Origin of the sequence: Acinetobacter sp. YH16040_T, from assembly GCF_024605785.1 — a bacterium.
In the GTDB taxonomy this organism is placed as follows: Bacteria; Pseudomonadota; Gammaproteobacteria; order Pseudomonadales; family Moraxellaceae; genus Acinetobacter; species Acinetobacter amyesii.
This window is the reverse complement of the sequence record NZ_CP094541.1, coordinates 1,656,422-1,673,504: the sequence shown is the minus strand read 5'-3', so window position 1 is coordinate 1,673,504 and position 17,083 is coordinate 1,656,422. Positions and strand designations below refer to the sequence as shown.

Here is a 17,083-nt window from a genome sequence, read left to right as displayed (position 1 = left end):
TTAAGCAGGATTCAGGTTAAACTTAATATTTTATATTACAAAGAACCCATGTGTGCCATCATTCTTAAGCTGATCGACTAAACCGAACTCCCAGTCTAGATAAGATTGCATTGCTTCTCTTGAATTATCGGTACCTTCATAAGGGCGTTTATATCGATCAATCTCTTCTGAAAGTAAATCTAATTCTTGCTCTAATGGCAGACCTGTCTGCACCCAAGCAGCATTACCACCTTTTAAGATATATACTTTTTGATTTGAATTAAGTTGAGCTTTGATTTCTGGCACTGCATATTGAGCAAGCAAACTAGAACCACAAGTTACAACAATGGCATCTTTGTTTGTAAATTCTGACTGCTGGATCAGTTTAGCTACATCTGCTTTTAAAACCCATTGTGCATTTGGAATATGCCCTTTTTTGTAGTTAGCTGCAGTAGTGAAATCCCAAATAGCAATATTTTGTGTTGCTGAAAGTTGTTGCAGCTCTTCTGGAGAAATAAATAAGTCAACATCTATCTGGGGTGTAGCAGGTTTCCAGCCTCCCGCTTCAGCCAGAAGTTTTACAAAATCATCTTCAAGTACATAAACATCCCAGTTCATTTGTGCTAACCAAGAACCGGTCATATATGCCCGAACAAGTTGATCGTCAACTAAAACAATACAAGCACCACGCACTGCAGCATAATGGTCAGTTTCCTGTACCAGCTGACCACCTGCTACCCAACGACTACCAGGTAAATGCCCTGCTGCATATTCCTGCTCAGTACGTACATCAAAAATATAAGTGGTTTTATCTTCTTGTGCCTGTAGATCCTGTAAGTCAGTTAAACTGATTTGCTTTACACCTGCTTGCTTTGCCAATTCTTCAGCATTTTGTTTTGCCTGCTCGTCAATCTGGGTATCAAGAGCTACAAATGAACGTTGCTGACCATGCTCTAGTTGTTGTCCAGCGAGTGTCCAGCCAATCGTTCCATTTCGTAATGCAAAAATTTCATGAGGCAACTTAGCATTAATTAATGATTGAGTACCAATAATACTGCGAGTACGACCAGCACAATTTACAATAATCTGGGTGTTTTCATCTTTAACCAATGAAGGAGCACGCAGAACCAATTCTGCGCCTGGAACACTCATCCCAGTTGGGATACTCATAGTCTGATATTCATCAAAACGTCGAGCATCTAAAATGACGATATTTTCTTGAGCATCAATTTTTGCTTTTAGTTCCTCGGCACTAAGAGATGGTGTGCCCTTATGATGCTCTACAAACTCACCAAATGCTTTACTGGCAGAGTTAACATCAATGAATAATTCACCACCATCACGTTGCCATGCTTCTACGCCACCTTCTAAAACTGCAATGTTACTATAACCATACTCGCTAAGTTTTTTATAGGCGCGCTCAACACGACCATCGCCATCATCATAAATAACCGTGAGTGTATTTAGACGAGGAATACGGTTATAAATTTCAATTTCGAGACGTGATAAAGATATATTTGTCGCAAATAAGGGGTGATTTTGAGCGAAGATATGCTCTTCCCTTAAATCTACAATAGCAACTTCCTCGCCAGCCAGTAATTTTTCACGGATTTCTTGATAAACGATAGTTTTCATTCTTTTAACATCACTCTTTAAAAATTTGAATAACCAGAAATAAATGGTTTAGCTGTACCGTCTAGTTGATAGGTAAAACGCTCAACTTTGCCTATATTTGCACCATAAATATGGATACTGATTGAGACTTTATCCTCAAAGGCATTGTTAACAGCATGAATATCTCCCGTAGTTGGTGTAAACCAGTCGATATCTCCCACTTCGAGATACTCGCCTTGAGCAACTGAATGTAAACCTGCCTCATCACAGGTATAAGGTGTAGAGACTTCTGCACCTTCAAGCACACCAATTGCACCCCATACTTCGTGGTTATGAATTGGTGTTTTTTGACCTGGTCCCCAAACAAAGCTGACAATGGAAAAACGCTCTTCAGGATCTAGATACAATAGATATTGTTGATAATATTCTGGATGCGGTTTTTTAAACTCTGGTTCAAGCCAGGTTGAATCCTGGAGGAGCTTTTTAAACTCAGGTGTAAAGCGCTGAATTAAGTTTTGCTCATCCAGTTGTTCTACTAATCCTTGCTCAATAGCATTAATTACAGATGCTAAAGCATTCAGATATTTAGTCATATTAATTTCCTGCCTGCTTTGTATTAAACTCACGATCAAACAGACCGCTTACATCAATTTTCTGATTTAATAATTGGTGTTTATGATAGAAATCTGCTGTGTCTTGCGAAGTGGCAATTACATCATCAGTAATACTAGTCCATGTGGCATTTTTTCGTTTGAATGCTAATGTGGCTGGTTCTTCTGGAATTCCGGTGATTTTTGCAAGTTCTTTACCAAATGACTGGTAGTTTTTATTTACCCATTCCTGAGATTCTTCAAGCCGGTAGATAAAGTCCTGAATAGCTGCACGCTTCTGCTGATCATTTAAAGCTTGCTCTGTACCGGCAAGGAATGTAAAACCTGAATATAATCCACGTCCATTTTCAATGATTCGAAAACCATCAATGACTTCAGCATAGGCAGTGTATGGATCCCAAACTGCCCATACATCAACATTGCCATTTGCAACAGCAAGTTTGCCATCTGCTGGTGGCAAAAATTTAAAATTTACATCAGAAGCTTTCAAGCCAGCACGTTCTACAGCACGTAATGTAACCAGCTGACCAATCGAGCCCTTATTCGCTGTAATAGTTTTTCCTTTGATATCCTGAATGGATTTAATCGGACTATCTTTAGGCACTAGTAAAGCTACTGCATACGGATCATATCGGTTAACCGCAATTGCACGTGCATGACCACCATTTGCATTTGCAAAGATGAATGGTGCATCTCCAAGATAACCAATATCAATCGCGGTAGCATTTAATGCTTCGGCAACTGGAGCTGCTGCCGGGAATTCATACCATGAAATTTTATAATCGATACCATCTAGAAGTTTTGATGCCTCTAGCTGGGCACGCATATTTCCTTTTTGATCACCAATTTTGAGTTCAATTTGTGCTGAATTTTTAAGTTTAGTCACTTCTTTTGTATTTTCAGCTTGATTAACCTGTTTATCACAAGCAGTTAAACTTATTGAAACAGCACTAATAATGCCAACTAATATTTTTTTCATTTCAATCACACTTTTTAATATTTTGTCAGCAAGGCCTAGGCAATCTTGTTTAATTTATCCAGTTCGGCTGTTTTATAACGGATGCTTGGTAGTAGTTCTTTGCCGTATTCAATGACATCATTTAATGGGTCAAAACCACGAATCAATACGCTGTTAATACCTAGCTTATAATATTCTGCAATAGATTCTGCTACTTGCTCTGGTGTACCTACTAAAGCTGTAGAGTTATGGTTGCCATGTACTAAGGTAGAAATGCCAGTCCATAAATTAGTGTCATGCACTTCTTGTGATGCCAACTCCACTAAACGCTGGGCTCCTACACTTTGAGCACTTTGTTTATCTTTGCGCAGACCGCGGTTTTCAATTTGCTCTCGAGTCAGACTGTAAATATCCTGTGCCTTTTCCCAAGCCTGTGTTTCGGTATCTGCAATAATTGGACGGAAAGAGATATTAAAATCCAGTGGATTTTTACGCTCAAAATTTACTTCATTTGCTCGAATATTTTTTATAAGCTCTTCAGCACCAGCTAAAGGCTCACCCCAAAGTGCAAATACATCTGCATGTTCAGCAGCTACATTTAATGCTTCTTGAGAAGAACCTCCGAAATATACTGGCAAATGAGATTGATAAGGTTTGATTTCTGAGAAACCATCTTTGACTTGATAGTATTTACCACTGTACTGGAAGGGGTTATCGCTGTACCAGGAAAGCTTAGCGATGTCTAAAAATTCTTTTGTACGGGCATATCGTTCGGCTTTAGTTAAGAAATCACCATCACGCTGCTGTTCTGGATCACTTCCCCCGGTAATAACATGAATTGCTAAACGACCTTTAAGTAAATGATCTAGAGTTGCATACTTACGTGCAGCTAAAGTTGGCGCTATAAAACCTGGACGATGTGCTAATAAAAACTTTAATTTCGAAGTATTTGCACCTGCATGAGCCGCCACAATAAAGCCATCGGGCTGATCTGACCATTGACCAATCAATACCCGATCAAATCCAGCATCCTCATGGGCTTTAGCAAAATTTGCAACATAATCTGGATTAAATACTGGGCCTTCTGCTGGGATCGTTTCCGAAGCAAGACGATGGCCAATCATGCCTAAAATTTGAATTGTCATTTCAATTTCCAAAATATTTTTTTGAACTTGAAACAACTGTAATTTAAAAATTAGTATGTGTTAAATAAATATTTATCATAAACTAATATTAATTTTACGCATAAGAATGCGTTTTTAGATTACGTTAAATGCAATTTTTGGTTAAAACGTTCCATAATTACATCAAACAATTCAGTTTGTGCATGGCTCAGGTTTTCTCGACGTGCATTGTAAACAATGACATCTAGATTTAGTTCTCCAGTATCTATAATTGATAATTGGTGAAAATGAGGAGTTTGAAAGATTAATTCCTGTGCCAAGAAACCTGCACCAACTCCCTGTTGTATTAAATCCAACTGGATTCTAGTTCCAGTAACTTCAATCTTTAAATTTAGCTGTTTATACTGTTTTTCTAATTGTTCAGTTAAAAATTCTCTAAATCCACATCCTTTATTATTTAAAATCCAACCTAGATCCTGCAAGTCTTCCCATGTTGAAACACCTGATCTGCTTAAAGATTTTGCTACTACAGGTCTAATATGTAAGGTACCCATAATTTTCAGAGAATAATCTTTTGGAAAAGCATTATGTTCTTTTGCAGTAGAAATCACGCCATCAAGTTCATCGTGAGCTAATTTAGATAATAATTCCTTACCCCACCCTGTACTAATTTCAATTTTTGCAGAGGGAAAATCTTTTTGGAGGTCTTGTATCATTCCAAAAATACCAGACTCTGACAGGCTATTTGGAATTCCTATCCTAAGATGTGTTGAATCTGCACTTTGTAAAGCAATGATCTGCTTCAATCTATTGAACTCTTGCTCGATAATACAGCACTGTTCATATATTTCTCGTCCTTTTGCGGTTAACTTTAAAGGGCGAGTATTTCGGTCAAAAAGTTGAACTGAACAGGCTTGTTCTAGACTCTGGATGCGACGTGTAACTGCAGGTTGTGTGATACCTAATTGTTGAGCAGTAAGACTCGTGGATTGCAATTTAACAAAAGCAATAAAAGCATGGATGTCTTCAATCTTCATTAAAAATTTAACCTCGGCATAATCGCGCTGCACAGCTGTCTGCTTGAAATCTAATTTGATATTTGAATAGCTCATATCATACTGGCTATCAAATTTATTTAAAAATTCAGGAGCTTATTCTATGTGAATTTAATATGAATTATTTAGAAAGATCAGTATTCTCTTCATTCATACAAAGGAAATTTTCTAACAAAAAATACTCAATTAAGGGTTTCTAGTTTTTAACAGAGCGAATCAACTCCTATTCACCTAAATTGAGTATCTAAAGTAGATGGTGCAAGTGACTATCTTACAAATTAACTTTGAATATTTAGATTAAATTATAACAAAAGATATTAAAAAACAAATTCTTAGCTATAAATTAATCTATATTCATTTTTCGCGGATTCTAGATTCCCTCTAATTTAAAGCGAAGTGAATATAATTCATATGAAAAGATAAAATTCAGAATAAGCTATGTTTTGTTTATAAAAGAATGAAAGTAACGTTATTATCTCAATCAATAAATTACAGAAATGTTTTTAATAAATATTACTAACACACTGATATAATTAACAAATTCTATACTAAAGCATAATTTTTCATTATAATTTTATTAGAATTATTGATATAAATCTTCTGTAAAGGGTGGAGAATAGATCAATCTTAAATTTAGCATTCATTATTTTTATATAATTTTATTAAAAATATTTATTTTAAACATATTAAATTCTCATTTATGTTGAGCTGAATAGGACTACTGCATCAGTGATGCTGAGCTAAACATAGAGAATAAATGATGATACAACTACAGGATCTTAAGAAAACATTTATCCAAAAGGATGGTCAATTCACGGCTGTTTCCGATGTTAGTCTAAATATTCATCAAGGTGATGTATTTGGCATTATCGGTTTTAGTGGTGCAGGAAAATCAACATTATTGCGCATGATTAACCTGCTAGAACGTCCCAATACTGGTGATATTAAAATAGAAGGTGTTTCCCTTTTACGATTATCAAAAAAGCAATTACTCGAACAGCGTAAATCCATTGGTATGATTTTTCAGCATTTTAACTTGCTGACCAACCGCACTGCTCTAGAAAATATTGAGTTGCCGTTAGAATTTTCAGGTGTGCCAAAAGCAGAACGTCATAAACGTGCTTTAGAATGCTTGGAAATTGTTGATTTGTTAGATAAAAAAGATGCTTATCCAAGTCAACTTAGCGGTGGACAGAAACAGCGTATTGCAATTGCCCGCGCTATTGTGACCCAGCCCAAAATTCTGCTCTGCGATGAGCCAACTTCTGCTGTCGATCCACAAACTAAAGAATCGATTCTGCATTACCTGTCAAAGATCAATAAACAGTTTTGTATCACCATAGTAATCGTGACTCATGAAATGCAACTAGTACACAAAATCTGTAACCGTGTGGCGGTAATGGAACAAGGCCAAGTCATTGAAGAGTTTGACCTCAATCAGCCAATCCAGCAACCAGTCAAATCTATTATTTCAAAATTATTACTCAATGATGTCAGTACTAGTTTAAAAGAGGCTTCCTAATATGTACGAAAAAGTAATTGGTATTTGGCCTGAAATTCAAACAGCACTTGGCGAAACCTTTTATATGCTGTCTGTCACGATTCTACTTGGCATTATTTTTGGTGGAATAGTAGGCACTGCCCTGTATTTAACTCGTGATGGCTCAATTTCTAGCAATAAGTTGGTAAATGGAGTTTTAAATGCTGTGGTGAACTTCATACGTTCTTTCCCTTTTTTAATTCTCGCTATTTCCATTGTGCCCTTAACACGCTTAATTGTGGGAACTTCAATTGGTACAACAGCCGCCATTGTTCCTATGACAATTAGTTGTATTCCATATTTTGCCCGTTTTGTTGAGGCAGCTTTGCTAGAAGTCAACCGTGGGGTAATTGAAGCAGCGGAAGCAATGGGCGCAACTAAATTTCAAATTGTACATAAAGTACTGTTTTCAGAAGCACGTGCAGCAATTGTTAACTCAATCACTATCGTGACAGTAAGTTATTTTTCCTATTCCACGATTGTTGGCATCGTTGGTGGTGGTGGTATCGGTGACTTTGCTATTCGTTATGGTTTTCACCGCTTTGAAACCGACATTCTGATTGTAACTGTACTCATCATTATCTTTATTGTTCAAGTAATTCAATTTACCGGGAACTATTTTGTTAAACGTTTAGATAAGCGTATTTAAAGAATCAAATTCAACATGACCTTACAGTGGAATAACTTTTAAGAAGGTCACTTGGAAAAAATGAATTACACATATTAGGAAAAGTTTTTATGAATATTAAAGTTCAGGAGGTAGAGAATAGTGTACGTCCCTATCATGAACGCAAAGAGTTTCTTGCACTAATTGAAACTATTAAAGCTGATTTGGCTATTCGTGATGCAAATGGCGAACAGCCACCAGCACAGATTATTCAATACTTAAAATCTCAGAAAATCGGTGCATTGCGCTTACCCAAACAATATGGAGGGCAAGCACTAAGTATTGAAGAGTTATTTGCTGTAGTTATTGAATTAGGTCGTGTTGATTCTGATGTTGCTCATATTTTCCACTCACATTTTAACTTTACAGAAGAAGTAATAAGGCATCCTGATCCAGCTTATCGCGAGAAATGGTTCAAGCGTATAGCTGGTGGAAAAATTATCAGCAATGCACTTGCAGAACCATCATCAAATAATGTCGGTAGTGGCAAGGTAAATACAAAAATTCTTAATGAAAATGGTCAATTATTTTTAGACGGTAAAAAGTATTTTACTACCGGTACTTTGTATGCAGATTATGTATTGGTATTCGCACAAAGTCATCTAGGTACTTTATGTCATGTTGTTGTACCGACTAATCGAGAAGGTGTAGAAATTTTTGATGATTGGATCGGGATTGGACAACGAAATACTGCTAGTGGGACTACGGTATTTAATCATGTAATCATATCTGAGGATGAGATCCGTTGGCCTAAACCCCATGGTTTAATTAATAAACCATTCGCACAACTGTATATTCAAGCGATCATTGCTGGTCAAACAAAAGCTGTAGAAGATCGCACTGCAGTACTGCTTGCTAATCGAGGTCGAACTTTTAATTATGGGAATGCTGAACAAGCTCGTGATGAGCCCCTCTTTCTCGAAAAAGCAGGAGAAATATCATCAATTGCTTTTATTGTAGAACAAGCAGTATTACGAGCGGCGCACTCACTAGACCAGGTTATTCAGCATTTAAACCAGCCGACTTATGATGATTTTTTGCAGAAAGCTGCTATAGAAACTGCAAAAGTAAAAGTTTCAATTGATCCATTAGCACTCAAAGCAGCCAATTTAATGTTTGAAGTCATTGAGGCATCTGCTATGGGGCACGAGACATTGAATGATCGACATTGGCGCAATATTCGTACCTTATCTACCCACAATCCAGTTAGCCTCAAGGCAAAGGTATTGGGAGATATTCTAGTGAATAAACGCACTGTACCCAATATTAGTTATTTCTAATCTAACCATATATTTAACCATTCTCAATATTTGAATGTAATTCTAAAAAGTAGCGCTAATAGCGCTTTAGGGGCTATTTATTTATGAAACTTAAATCTTTATTAACTGCTGTTTTTACAGCATCAATTGGTCTTGGATTAACAGGCTGCTCTAAACAGGAAAAAACAGTTTCTAGTGAAAGTAGTGAAAAAAAAGTAGTTACCTTACTTACACGTGATAACCCTCCATATCCACAAGTTGCTGAATATGTAAGGGATAAAGTCAAAAAACAAAATATTGAACTGAAAATTAAATATGCTAATGATGGCCTGATTCCAAATAAATCTGTGGCAGAAAATGAAGCAGATTTAAACTATTTTCAGCATAAGTATTATATGCAGTCAGCAAAAGAATTAAATAATTGGGATTTAATAGCAATTGCCTCTACTTTTAATGGAATGTTCGGGGCATATTCCCCTAAATATAAAAATATCAATGATCTTCCAGATAAGGCTAAAATCGTAATTCCATCAGATCCTTCAAATGGTGGACGTGCATTAAATCTATTGGCACGAGCAAAATTGATCGAGTTAAAACCGAATACTGGTGCAAAAACAAGTTTAAAAGATATTACAGCTAATCCAAAGAACTTACAGTTTTTAGAAGTTGAACATGCTTTAGTACCAGTTAGCTTTAAAGATTCAGATTTAGCAATTATGGCTGGTGCATATACTATTCATGCTGACTTATTGCCAAAACGTGATTCAATTTATCTTGAACAAGATAATCAAGAATACGATAGCGTTCTCGTATCCAATAGCAAAGCATCTCAAAAACCTGAAGTACAACTTGTTAAAGATGCTTTTATTGCAGACGATACGCGTGAATTTGTTTTAAAAAATTATGCCGAAACGGTTACCTGGCCAAAACGATAAAACTGTTTCATAACTTTATAGGTTGTCTCAGACCTCTACGTTGACATAGTGGAGGTTTGGGAATTTTTCATTTTTAACTCTAAAAAAACATCGAATTCATCAAGTTCATGAACTGGAAAAATTTAAATATTAAAACTATACAGACAAGTTGTTGATTTTATTAATGTTTAAATGATGTTTTTCTATGTGCTAGACTTTAGGTGAACATAAGTTAAATAGAATATCCAAGACTGTGGCCTACACAACGCATCCGTTGCCACAGCTCGACATCGTGAATCTGTAAAATTATCATTCACGATGCCGAGTACGCTAATGAACATAATATACGTTATGCCGAAATCAGAATCTTATCAATTGGCGAATCTGACGTTCCTGATGTTTAAATTCAAACCCTCTCATTTTTTCAACTCGCTCAGGTTATAATAATGGTCTCCCAAAATATGATTGATCTAATATGAGCACCTCCAATGACCCTTTACACGGCAAAAAACTTGCTGACATCTTGGATGAATTATTGGATTACTACGGTGGTTTTGAAGGCTTAAGCCGCAAAATTGAAATTAGATGTTTTTGCATAGATCCAAGCGTTAAATCATCACTACGATTCTTACGTACTACACCTTGGGCACGTGAAAAAGTAGAAAGCTTATATTTGTATGTCTTACGCCAAAAAGCCAAACAGAAAGCGTAACGATTAATACCTACGCTCAAATAATCTTGTATAGCAGTTTGTGTTTTAAGATAAAATGAAACTGCTGAATCCTTCTAGCTATTCCTTGCACGCAGTATTTTCGCCTCAGATTTAATTCGATCCCTATTATGAGCAATACTTTTTCCCAGCATCCTCAAATTGGTGTAGTCACTACATTTTCTGAATTGATTCATCGTCATTTCGAAGGTCAAATGAATGCGCTTTGCTGGCAACGCAGCATACAAGGCGACTTTAAAGAAATAGTCGAAAAACTCGAACTGATTGAAAATATAACCGAAATTTCTATAGATGATCTGATGAAGTTAACACTTTCATCGCAAGGCCATTTAGCCAGAGAAGTTATTTTAAATGATCTGCAACAATTAACAGCATTTGGTGCATCACCTTCGTTGAACTTGCTCAAATGTTATGAACGAGATGATGAATTCGATTTCATCTCAACCGATGTTTATTCCTTTCATGTCGATCGATCACCTATCGCTACCGATACCTTTTTATGTACATATTATGGTGCTTCCAGTGATATTGTGCCAAATGATCAAGTGACACAAAGAATCTTAATTCCTAAAATACGAGAACAACTTAAAGATTTGTACGATGGCCCTACCTCAGAATTTGATGATTTTTTAGCGGAATATTTTTTTGATTTACATTATCAGCTCAAAGAAAATGCTGTGCCTGTAAATCTAGGCAATGGTCATCTTTGGCGTTTAGCGGTGGATCATCCTACACAGCAAGTTTTGCCTTGTGTACACCGCGCACCTGTAGAAAATGTAGGTGAATATCGGCTTATACTGATTTGCTGATTTTAGCTGTGTTTAAATATTGATAAATCGTAAGTCCATACGATCCATTCTGTCTAATGAATGAACCGTATGGGTTAATGCAATATCGTTTTAATCAAAATTGCTTAGTCTAGATTATTGAGATCGAGCTGTATTAAGCCAGCGGTAAAGCACTGGCAATAGCACCAAGGTCAGCAAGGTGGAAGAAAGAATACCGCCGATCACAACCGTGGCTAAAGGCCGTTGCACTTCCGCACCTGTACCTGTTGCCAAAGCCATTGGTACAAAACCTAAAGAGGCAACACAGGCAGTCATGAGTACTGGGCGTAATCGAAGTACAGCGCCCTGCCATACGGCTTCATGCAATGGATACTTGTCCCCCAGTTCTTTAATGAAGGTCAGCATGACCAGGCCATTCAGCACAGCAACACCTGAGAGTGCAATAAATCCAATCCCTGCAGACATCGAAAGCGGAATATCTCTTAACCAAAGAAACAATACACCGCCCGTTAAGGCAAAGGGTACGCCAGTAAAGACCAGCAGACTTTCTTTCACATTATGAAATACTGCCATTAATAAAATAAAGATGGTCAGTAGTGCTAAAGGAATGACAATTTGCATTCTTGCTTTGGCAGATGCAAGGTTTTCAAATTGACCGCCATATTCAATCCAATAACCGCTTGGTAATGCATATTGTTTCAGCTGAGTCTGCATACCCGCCACAAAAGAACCTAAATCACGGCCCTCAACATTGGCAGTCACTACAATACGGCGTTTACCATTCTCACGGCTGACTTGATTGATCCCATCTACATTAGACACTGTGGCAACATTTGAGAGTACAATACTGCCACCATTTGGCAACTTTAACGGTAGTTGTGAAATTGTACTTACATTACGATCTTGATCATTTAAACGAATAACAAAATCAAAACGGCGATCACCTTCTAAAATCTCCCCTACACTTTGTCCACCGACACTGGCTGCCACAGTATCCTGTATAGATTTAACGTTTAAACCATATTGCGCAGCCAAAGCCTTATCTATTTCAATATTTAATAAAGGTAAACCTGAAGTTTGTTCAACTTTTACGGCGCTGCTCCCCGCAACTTGCTGCATAATTTTGGCGATCTTAGTGGCTTCTGTGTTGAGCACTTGCATATCATCGCCAAATATTTTGACGCCCACATCACTACGCACACCTGAGATCAACTCATTAAAGCGCAGTTCAATAGGTTGGGAAAACTCACTGTTATTACCTGGAATTGTAGCCACATAAGCCACCATACGGCCACGCAGTTCATCCACACTTTCTTTAGGGTTTGGCCATTCATTACGTGGTTTGAGCATGATATAACCATCGGAAATGTTCGGAGGCATTACATCGGTTGCTACTTCTGCCGTACCTGTACGAGCAAATACAGCCTGAATCTCTGGGAATTTTTTCAACAGCAGTTTCTCAGCGTTTTCCTGCATTCTTAATGATTCTTCTAAACCAGTGCTAGGAGAGCGCATCAGTTGAACTGCAAAATCACCTTCACTCAGCTGTGGTGCAAACTCACTGCCAATTTTGGTGCTTAAAAGCCCAGTAATGAGCAGTAAACACAGTGCAAAAGTCATCACTACAGCCTTGTAATGAAAGGCTTTATTTAAAATTTGAAGATACTGCTTTTTCAGCCAATTCATCCAACGGCTTTCTGTTTCTTTAATTTCACCTTTCACCCAAAGCGCTACAGCAGCAGGTACAAATGTAATAGACAGAATGATCGCCGCCACAAGTGCCAATACCACAGTTAATGCCATCGGATGGAACATTTTTGCTTCTACACCACTTAAAGCAAAAATTGGCAAATAAACCACTAAAATAATTAACTGACCGAATATCAGCGGACGGCGCGCCTGACGTGCAGCCAAAAAGACTTCTTTAAAGCGTTCATTTTGCGTTAATGGACGTTTCAAAATTTGCTGTGCATGGGCTAAACGTCGTATACAGTTTTCAACAATCACCACTGCACCATCAACAATAATCCCGAAATCCAATGCGCCTAAGCTCATTAGGTTCGCGCTGATATTCTTTTGTGCCATGCCGGTTAAGGTAAACAGCATGGATAGTGGAATAACGCAGGCAGTAATTAAGGCGGCACGGATATTACCTAAAAAGATAAATAAAATGATGATGACTAGAATTGCGCCTTCAACCAAGTTCTTTTGAACGGTTTTAATGGCTTTTTCCACCAATGTGGTACGGTCATAAACTGTTTCAATGATCACGCCTTTGGGTAAGCTGGATTGAATGTCTTTAATTTTGACATCTACAGCTTTCGAGACAGTTCGGCTATTTTGTCCCATGGCCATCATGGCAATACCTAAAACCGTTTCTTCGCCGTTATAGGTTGCACCACCTGTTCGCAAATCATGCCCTATCGATACTTGTGCAATATCACCCACCCGAATTGGACTGCCATTAGGGCTGTCAATCATGGTGTTTTCAATATCTGAAATGGTGTTTAAGGTTCCCGGCACTCGAACTGTTAACTGCTGACCATTTTCTTCAATAAAACCTGCACCACGGTTTTCATTATTTTCCGTAAGCGCTTGCTGTAATTGTTCTAATGACAGATTCAGCTGTTGCATACGGTTTAAATCAGGTGAAACCACGTAGGTTTTATTAAAGCCACCAATGCTATTGACCTCGGCAACACCTTGTACACGCTGTAATTGCGGACGCACAATCCAATCTTGAATTTCACGCAAATCCATCGCGCTATATGCCGTGCCATCTGCTTTTTTGGCATTGGGTTCAGCTTTAAGCACCCATTGATAAATTTCACCCAAACCTGTCGAAACGGGCGACATCGTCGGAGAAACCTGAGCAGGCAATGTCGACTGAACTTCCTGTACCCGCTGATTAATTTGCTGACGTGCCCAGTAAATATCCGTACCATCTTTAAATACAATGGTGACTTGTGACAGGCCATAACGTGAAATTGAGCGGGTCAGCTCCAAATCTGGAATACCTGCCATTGCATTTTCAATCGGATAAGTAATCCGCTGTTCAACTTCTAACGCTGTAAAGCCATTGGCCTGCGTATTAATTTGCACTTGGGTGTTGGTAATATCAGGTACTGCATCAATCGGCAGTTTTTGATAACTGTAAATCCCGACGGCAATCCATGTGCAGACAAACAGCATCACCCAAATTGCATTTTGAATTGAAAACTGAATAATGCGTTCGAATAGACCTTCTGGCTTTGGTAAATTTGTGTTCGGATTCTCTGAATTAGTGTTCATGGCCAGCCTCGTCTTTTTCCAGTTCCGATTTCAGTAAAAAACTGCCTTGGGAAATATACTTTTGCCCTGCATCAAGACCCGAAATCACTTCTAGCCATTGCCCATCACTGGATGCTTGTCCAAGTTTTAGCGCTTGCGCTTTTAAATGCACTTGACCTTTTTGTTCAGATTCAACAATAAAAATACTGTCTTTACCCTCTATGCTTTGCACGGCGGACTTTTGCACCCGTAATACATTTTTAGTACCTGAATCTGCCAATAGCACATTGACCATCACATTCGGGCGAAGCTCAGCAGATTGTTGTTTTAATTTGGCGCGTACCACCAAGCGTCCAGTTTGCACATCTGCCTGTGATGTCAGGCTTTGTATCTCTGCGCTATAGAGCTGATCTGAGCCATTAATTTTGAAAGAGACGTTTTGACCCTTTTGTAATTGTGCGGAATATTGATGAGCTAAGTTAAATTCTAGCCACAAATCTTTTAGCTGTTCAATGGTGAACAATTGATCTGCCAATTGCACATTTTCACCTACAACAATATCTTTTTGACTGATTACACCTGCAATAGGCGCACGAATGATAAATCGTCCGTTTTGACCGCTATTCGCGCCCAAAGCTTGCAAGCGCGATTGTGTCGACTGTACGCTAATTTGAGCCTGACGATAGGCATTTTCAGCACGCTGAAAGTCCTGTTTGGCAGAAATCCCTTGAGACCATAGCTTTTGCTCACGCTGATATTCTTGACGGGCTAAATCTAAATTGGCTTCAGCCATACTTAAATTGGCTTGCTGATCAATCAATTCAGGTACTGACAGCACAGCTAAAGTTTGCCCTTTTTGTACAGTTTGACCGAGTGCTACACTGACTTGCTCGACATGACCGCTGAAGTTTGGGGAAATATGTGCCTGCTGATCTGTATTAACGGCTAATTTACCCGGCAATTGAATAATATTTTCGACCAGACCATTTTCCGCAGTCGACATTTTAATTCCTTGTTCCACCATTTGCTGAGCGGTGAGTTGCAGTTCACCTTCTTCTGCATGTTCTGCTTCAGTATCACTCTTTTTGGCTTCGCTATTTTCACCTTCCGACTCAGTTTTATCCGCATCGGATTTATTTGTACTTAACCAAATAGCAGTACACAGCATCAGCGTTAGGCCAATCAAAACTGCAATCATCAAAGGCTGTGAAATTTTTCCATCTTGTTTAATTTTCATGTGATTAACTGCCTTATTGTGCTGATGCGCTGTTGATGAGATTTTGGGATGCCTCAATGGCTTTTTTATTGAGTTGGCTATAAGCATCTGAACGGCTGATTTCTTCATAACTAGTGCCAATACTTAAAGCTTCAGCACTGAGTGCGCTCTGCCAAGCCTGTGCCAAAATTTGTATTTGGCTAAGTCGAAGGTCTTGGAGTTGTTTTGTGGTTTGCTGTACATCTGTAATGGCAAATTTCCCTGCCTGAAAACCTTGCAAAGTTCGGTTTTGAACCTTTTCAGCCAAGCCAATCTGACTGCCTGTGGCATCAAACTGCGTACGTAGACCTTTAAGCTGGTGAATGCTGTTGGCGATGTCCAAAACTTGCTGTTTTAACTCGCGCTGTTGCTGATGATTTAATAAAATTTGCTGTTTTTGCGCCATTGGAATGGCATATTGCTGGCGGTTAAAAATATTTAGCGGAATATCCACACCAAGTACCAAGACCGTATCATTGGTATCTGTTGGAGACTTGGTACGTGACATGCCCATATTTAGGGTTGGGTTTGGACGTGCCTGTACTTTTAAATGTTCAATTTGCTGATTTGCCTGCTGAACATTCAAGGCATACAATTTTTGTAGCCAACCTTCCGATAAATTACGTTCAACTAAACTTTGGCTCTGTTCAGGCCAAGGTGTAACGCTGTTATTCAGTCCGATTTGCGACGTGGTTTCCCCCCATAAATTAGAAAGCTGACGCGCCACAGTTTGCTGTTTTAAAAACGCCTGTTGGTATAGACGTTGTATTTCCAATGCTTCAATTTGAGCGCGCTCCACATCCACCAAAGCGATACTGCCTGCCTGATAACGTTTTTGCGCACTGTCCAAATTAGATTTACTGAGTTTGAGCTGTGTAGCGTAAATCGATTGCTCATTTTGAGCGATGGCTAGCTGTGACCATGCATACTTCACAATCAGCTGACTTTGCGCGTTCCAAATCTGCTGTTGCAACTGAATTTGCTGTGCTGAGGTACTCGCGAGTGCTTGATTGATTTTACGCTGACCGAATACATCCAGTGGCTGGCTGATTGCGATACTGAGCTCTTGATCTTGATTTTTACCAAAACCATTTTGTTCAATCGATAGACTTGGGTTTTGCCATAGCTTGCTTTGACGCAGATTAAAATCAGAGATTTGCTGTTGTTGTTGCCAAATATCAGTTTGGGCTTGGTAGTTTTGTACTTTGGCAAATGCAGATTCAAAACTACTGACATTTTCCGCAAAAGTACTTTGTAAGGCCGTCGAAATACCGACAGCTAAGCCTAGACGTATAAACGCCGTAAAATATAAAGACATG

General features: G+C 38.4%; 14 protein-coding genes. 6 read left to right on the top strand and 8 right to left on the bottom strand.

Annotated features, from left to right (window positions below; translation table 11 throughout):
* Positions 1–30: 30 nt before the first annotated feature.
* The 5 genes from MST16_RS08115 to MST16_RS08095 all read right to left on the bottom strand — a co-directional run bounded on the left by MST16_RS08115 (position 31) and on the right by MST16_RS08095 (position 5,398).
* On the bottom strand, positions 31–1,614 hold the full coding sequence (locus MST16_RS08115) for a rhodanese-like domain-containing protein (RefSeq protein ID WP_180011221.1): 1,584 nt from the start codon (positions 1,612–1,614) through the stop codon (positions 31–33).
* Positions 1,615–1,631: 17 nt separating this feature from the next.
* Positions 1,632–2,186, bottom strand: coding sequence for a cysteine dioxygenase (locus MST16_RS08110; RefSeq protein ID WP_180011219.1), 555 nt, complete (start codon positions 2,184–2,186; stop codon positions 1,632–1,634).
* Between the two features lies 1 nt (position 2,187).
* The gene (locus tag MST16_RS08105) at positions 2,188–3,183 is read right to left on the bottom strand and encodes an ABC transporter substrate-binding protein (RefSeq protein WP_180011217.1); all 996 of its coding nucleotides are present in this window, start codon (positions 3,181–3,183) and stop codon (positions 2,188–2,190) included.
* 35 nt (positions 3,184–3,218) lie between these two features.
* Positions 3,219–4,307: an LLM class flavin-dependent oxidoreductase gene (locus MST16_RS08100; protein WP_180011215.1), complete on the bottom strand. Its 1,089-nt coding sequence runs from the start codon at positions 4,305–4,307 to the stop codon at positions 3,219–3,221.
* Positions 4,308–4,426: 119 nt separating this feature from the next.
* Positions 4,427–5,398: a LysR family transcriptional regulator gene (locus MST16_RS08095; protein WP_180011212.1), complete on the bottom strand. Its 972-nt coding sequence runs from the start codon at positions 5,396–5,398 to the stop codon at positions 4,427–4,429.
* A 700-nt stretch (positions 5,399–6,098) separates the two neighbouring features.
* Here MST16_RS08095 and MST16_RS08090 point away from each other — a divergent pair.
* The 6 genes from MST16_RS08090 (at position 6,099) to MST16_RS08065 (ending at position 11,260) form a co-directional block, all read left to right on the top strand.
* Positions 6,099–6,863, top strand: a complete 765-nt coding sequence (locus MST16_RS08090) for a methionine ABC transporter ATP-binding protein (protein WP_218946180.1) — start codon at positions 6,099–6,101, stop codon at positions 6,861–6,863.
* Position 6,864: 1 nt separating this feature from the next.
* The gene (locus MST16_RS08085; RefSeq protein ID WP_180011210.1) at positions 6,865–7,530 is read left to right on the top strand and encodes a methionine ABC transporter permease; all 666 of its coding nucleotides are present in this window, start codon (positions 6,865–6,867) and stop codon (positions 7,528–7,530) included.
* Between the two features lie 89 nt (positions 7,531–7,619).
* Positions 7,620–8,828 (top strand): acyl-CoA dehydrogenase family protein, encoded by a 1,209-nt coding sequence (locus MST16_RS08080; RefSeq protein WP_180011209.1) that lies wholly within the window; start codon positions 7,620–7,622, stop codon positions 8,826–8,828.
* Between the two features lie 83 nt (positions 8,829–8,911).
* Positions 8,912–9,742, top strand: a complete 831-nt coding sequence (locus MST16_RS08075) for a MetQ/NlpA family ABC transporter substrate-binding protein (RefSeq protein ID WP_180011207.1) — start codon at positions 8,912–8,914, stop codon at positions 9,740–9,742.
* 454 nt (positions 9,743–10,196) lie between these two features.
* Positions 10,197–10,433, top strand: a complete 237-nt coding sequence (locus MST16_RS08070) for a VF530 family DNA-binding protein (RefSeq protein WP_078193741.1) — start codon at positions 10,197–10,199, stop codon at positions 10,431–10,433.
* A 128-nt stretch (positions 10,434–10,561) separates the two neighbouring features.
* Positions 10,562–11,260, top strand: coding sequence for a DUF1826 domain-containing protein (locus tag MST16_RS08065; RefSeq protein WP_180011206.1), 699 nt, complete (start codon positions 10,562–10,564; stop codon positions 11,258–11,260).
* A gap of 114 nt (positions 11,261–11,374) precedes the next feature.
* Here the strand turns inward: MST16_RS08065 and MST16_RS08060 are convergent, their stop codons facing one another.
* The 3 genes from MST16_RS08060 to MST16_RS08050 are packed head-to-tail and all read right to left on the bottom strand — an operon-like array spanning position 11,375 to position 17,082.
* Positions 11,375–14,530, bottom strand: coding sequence for an efflux RND transporter permease subunit (locus MST16_RS08060; protein ID WP_180011204.1), 3,156 nt, complete (start codon positions 14,528–14,530; stop codon positions 11,375–11,377).
* On the bottom strand, positions 14,520–15,746 hold the full coding sequence (locus MST16_RS08055; protein WP_180092316.1) for an efflux RND transporter periplasmic adaptor subunit: 1,227 nt from the start codon (positions 15,744–15,746) through the stop codon (positions 14,520–14,522). Before MST16_RS08055 ends, MST16_RS08060 begins: the two co-directional genes overlap by 11 nt.
* A 13-nt stretch (positions 15,747–15,759) precedes the next feature.
* A complete protein-coding gene (locus tag MST16_RS08050; RefSeq protein WP_180011200.1) occupies positions 15,760–17,082 on the bottom strand; it encodes a TolC family protein in 1,323 nt (440 codons plus the stop codon).
* Position 17,083 lies beyond the last annotated feature (1 nt).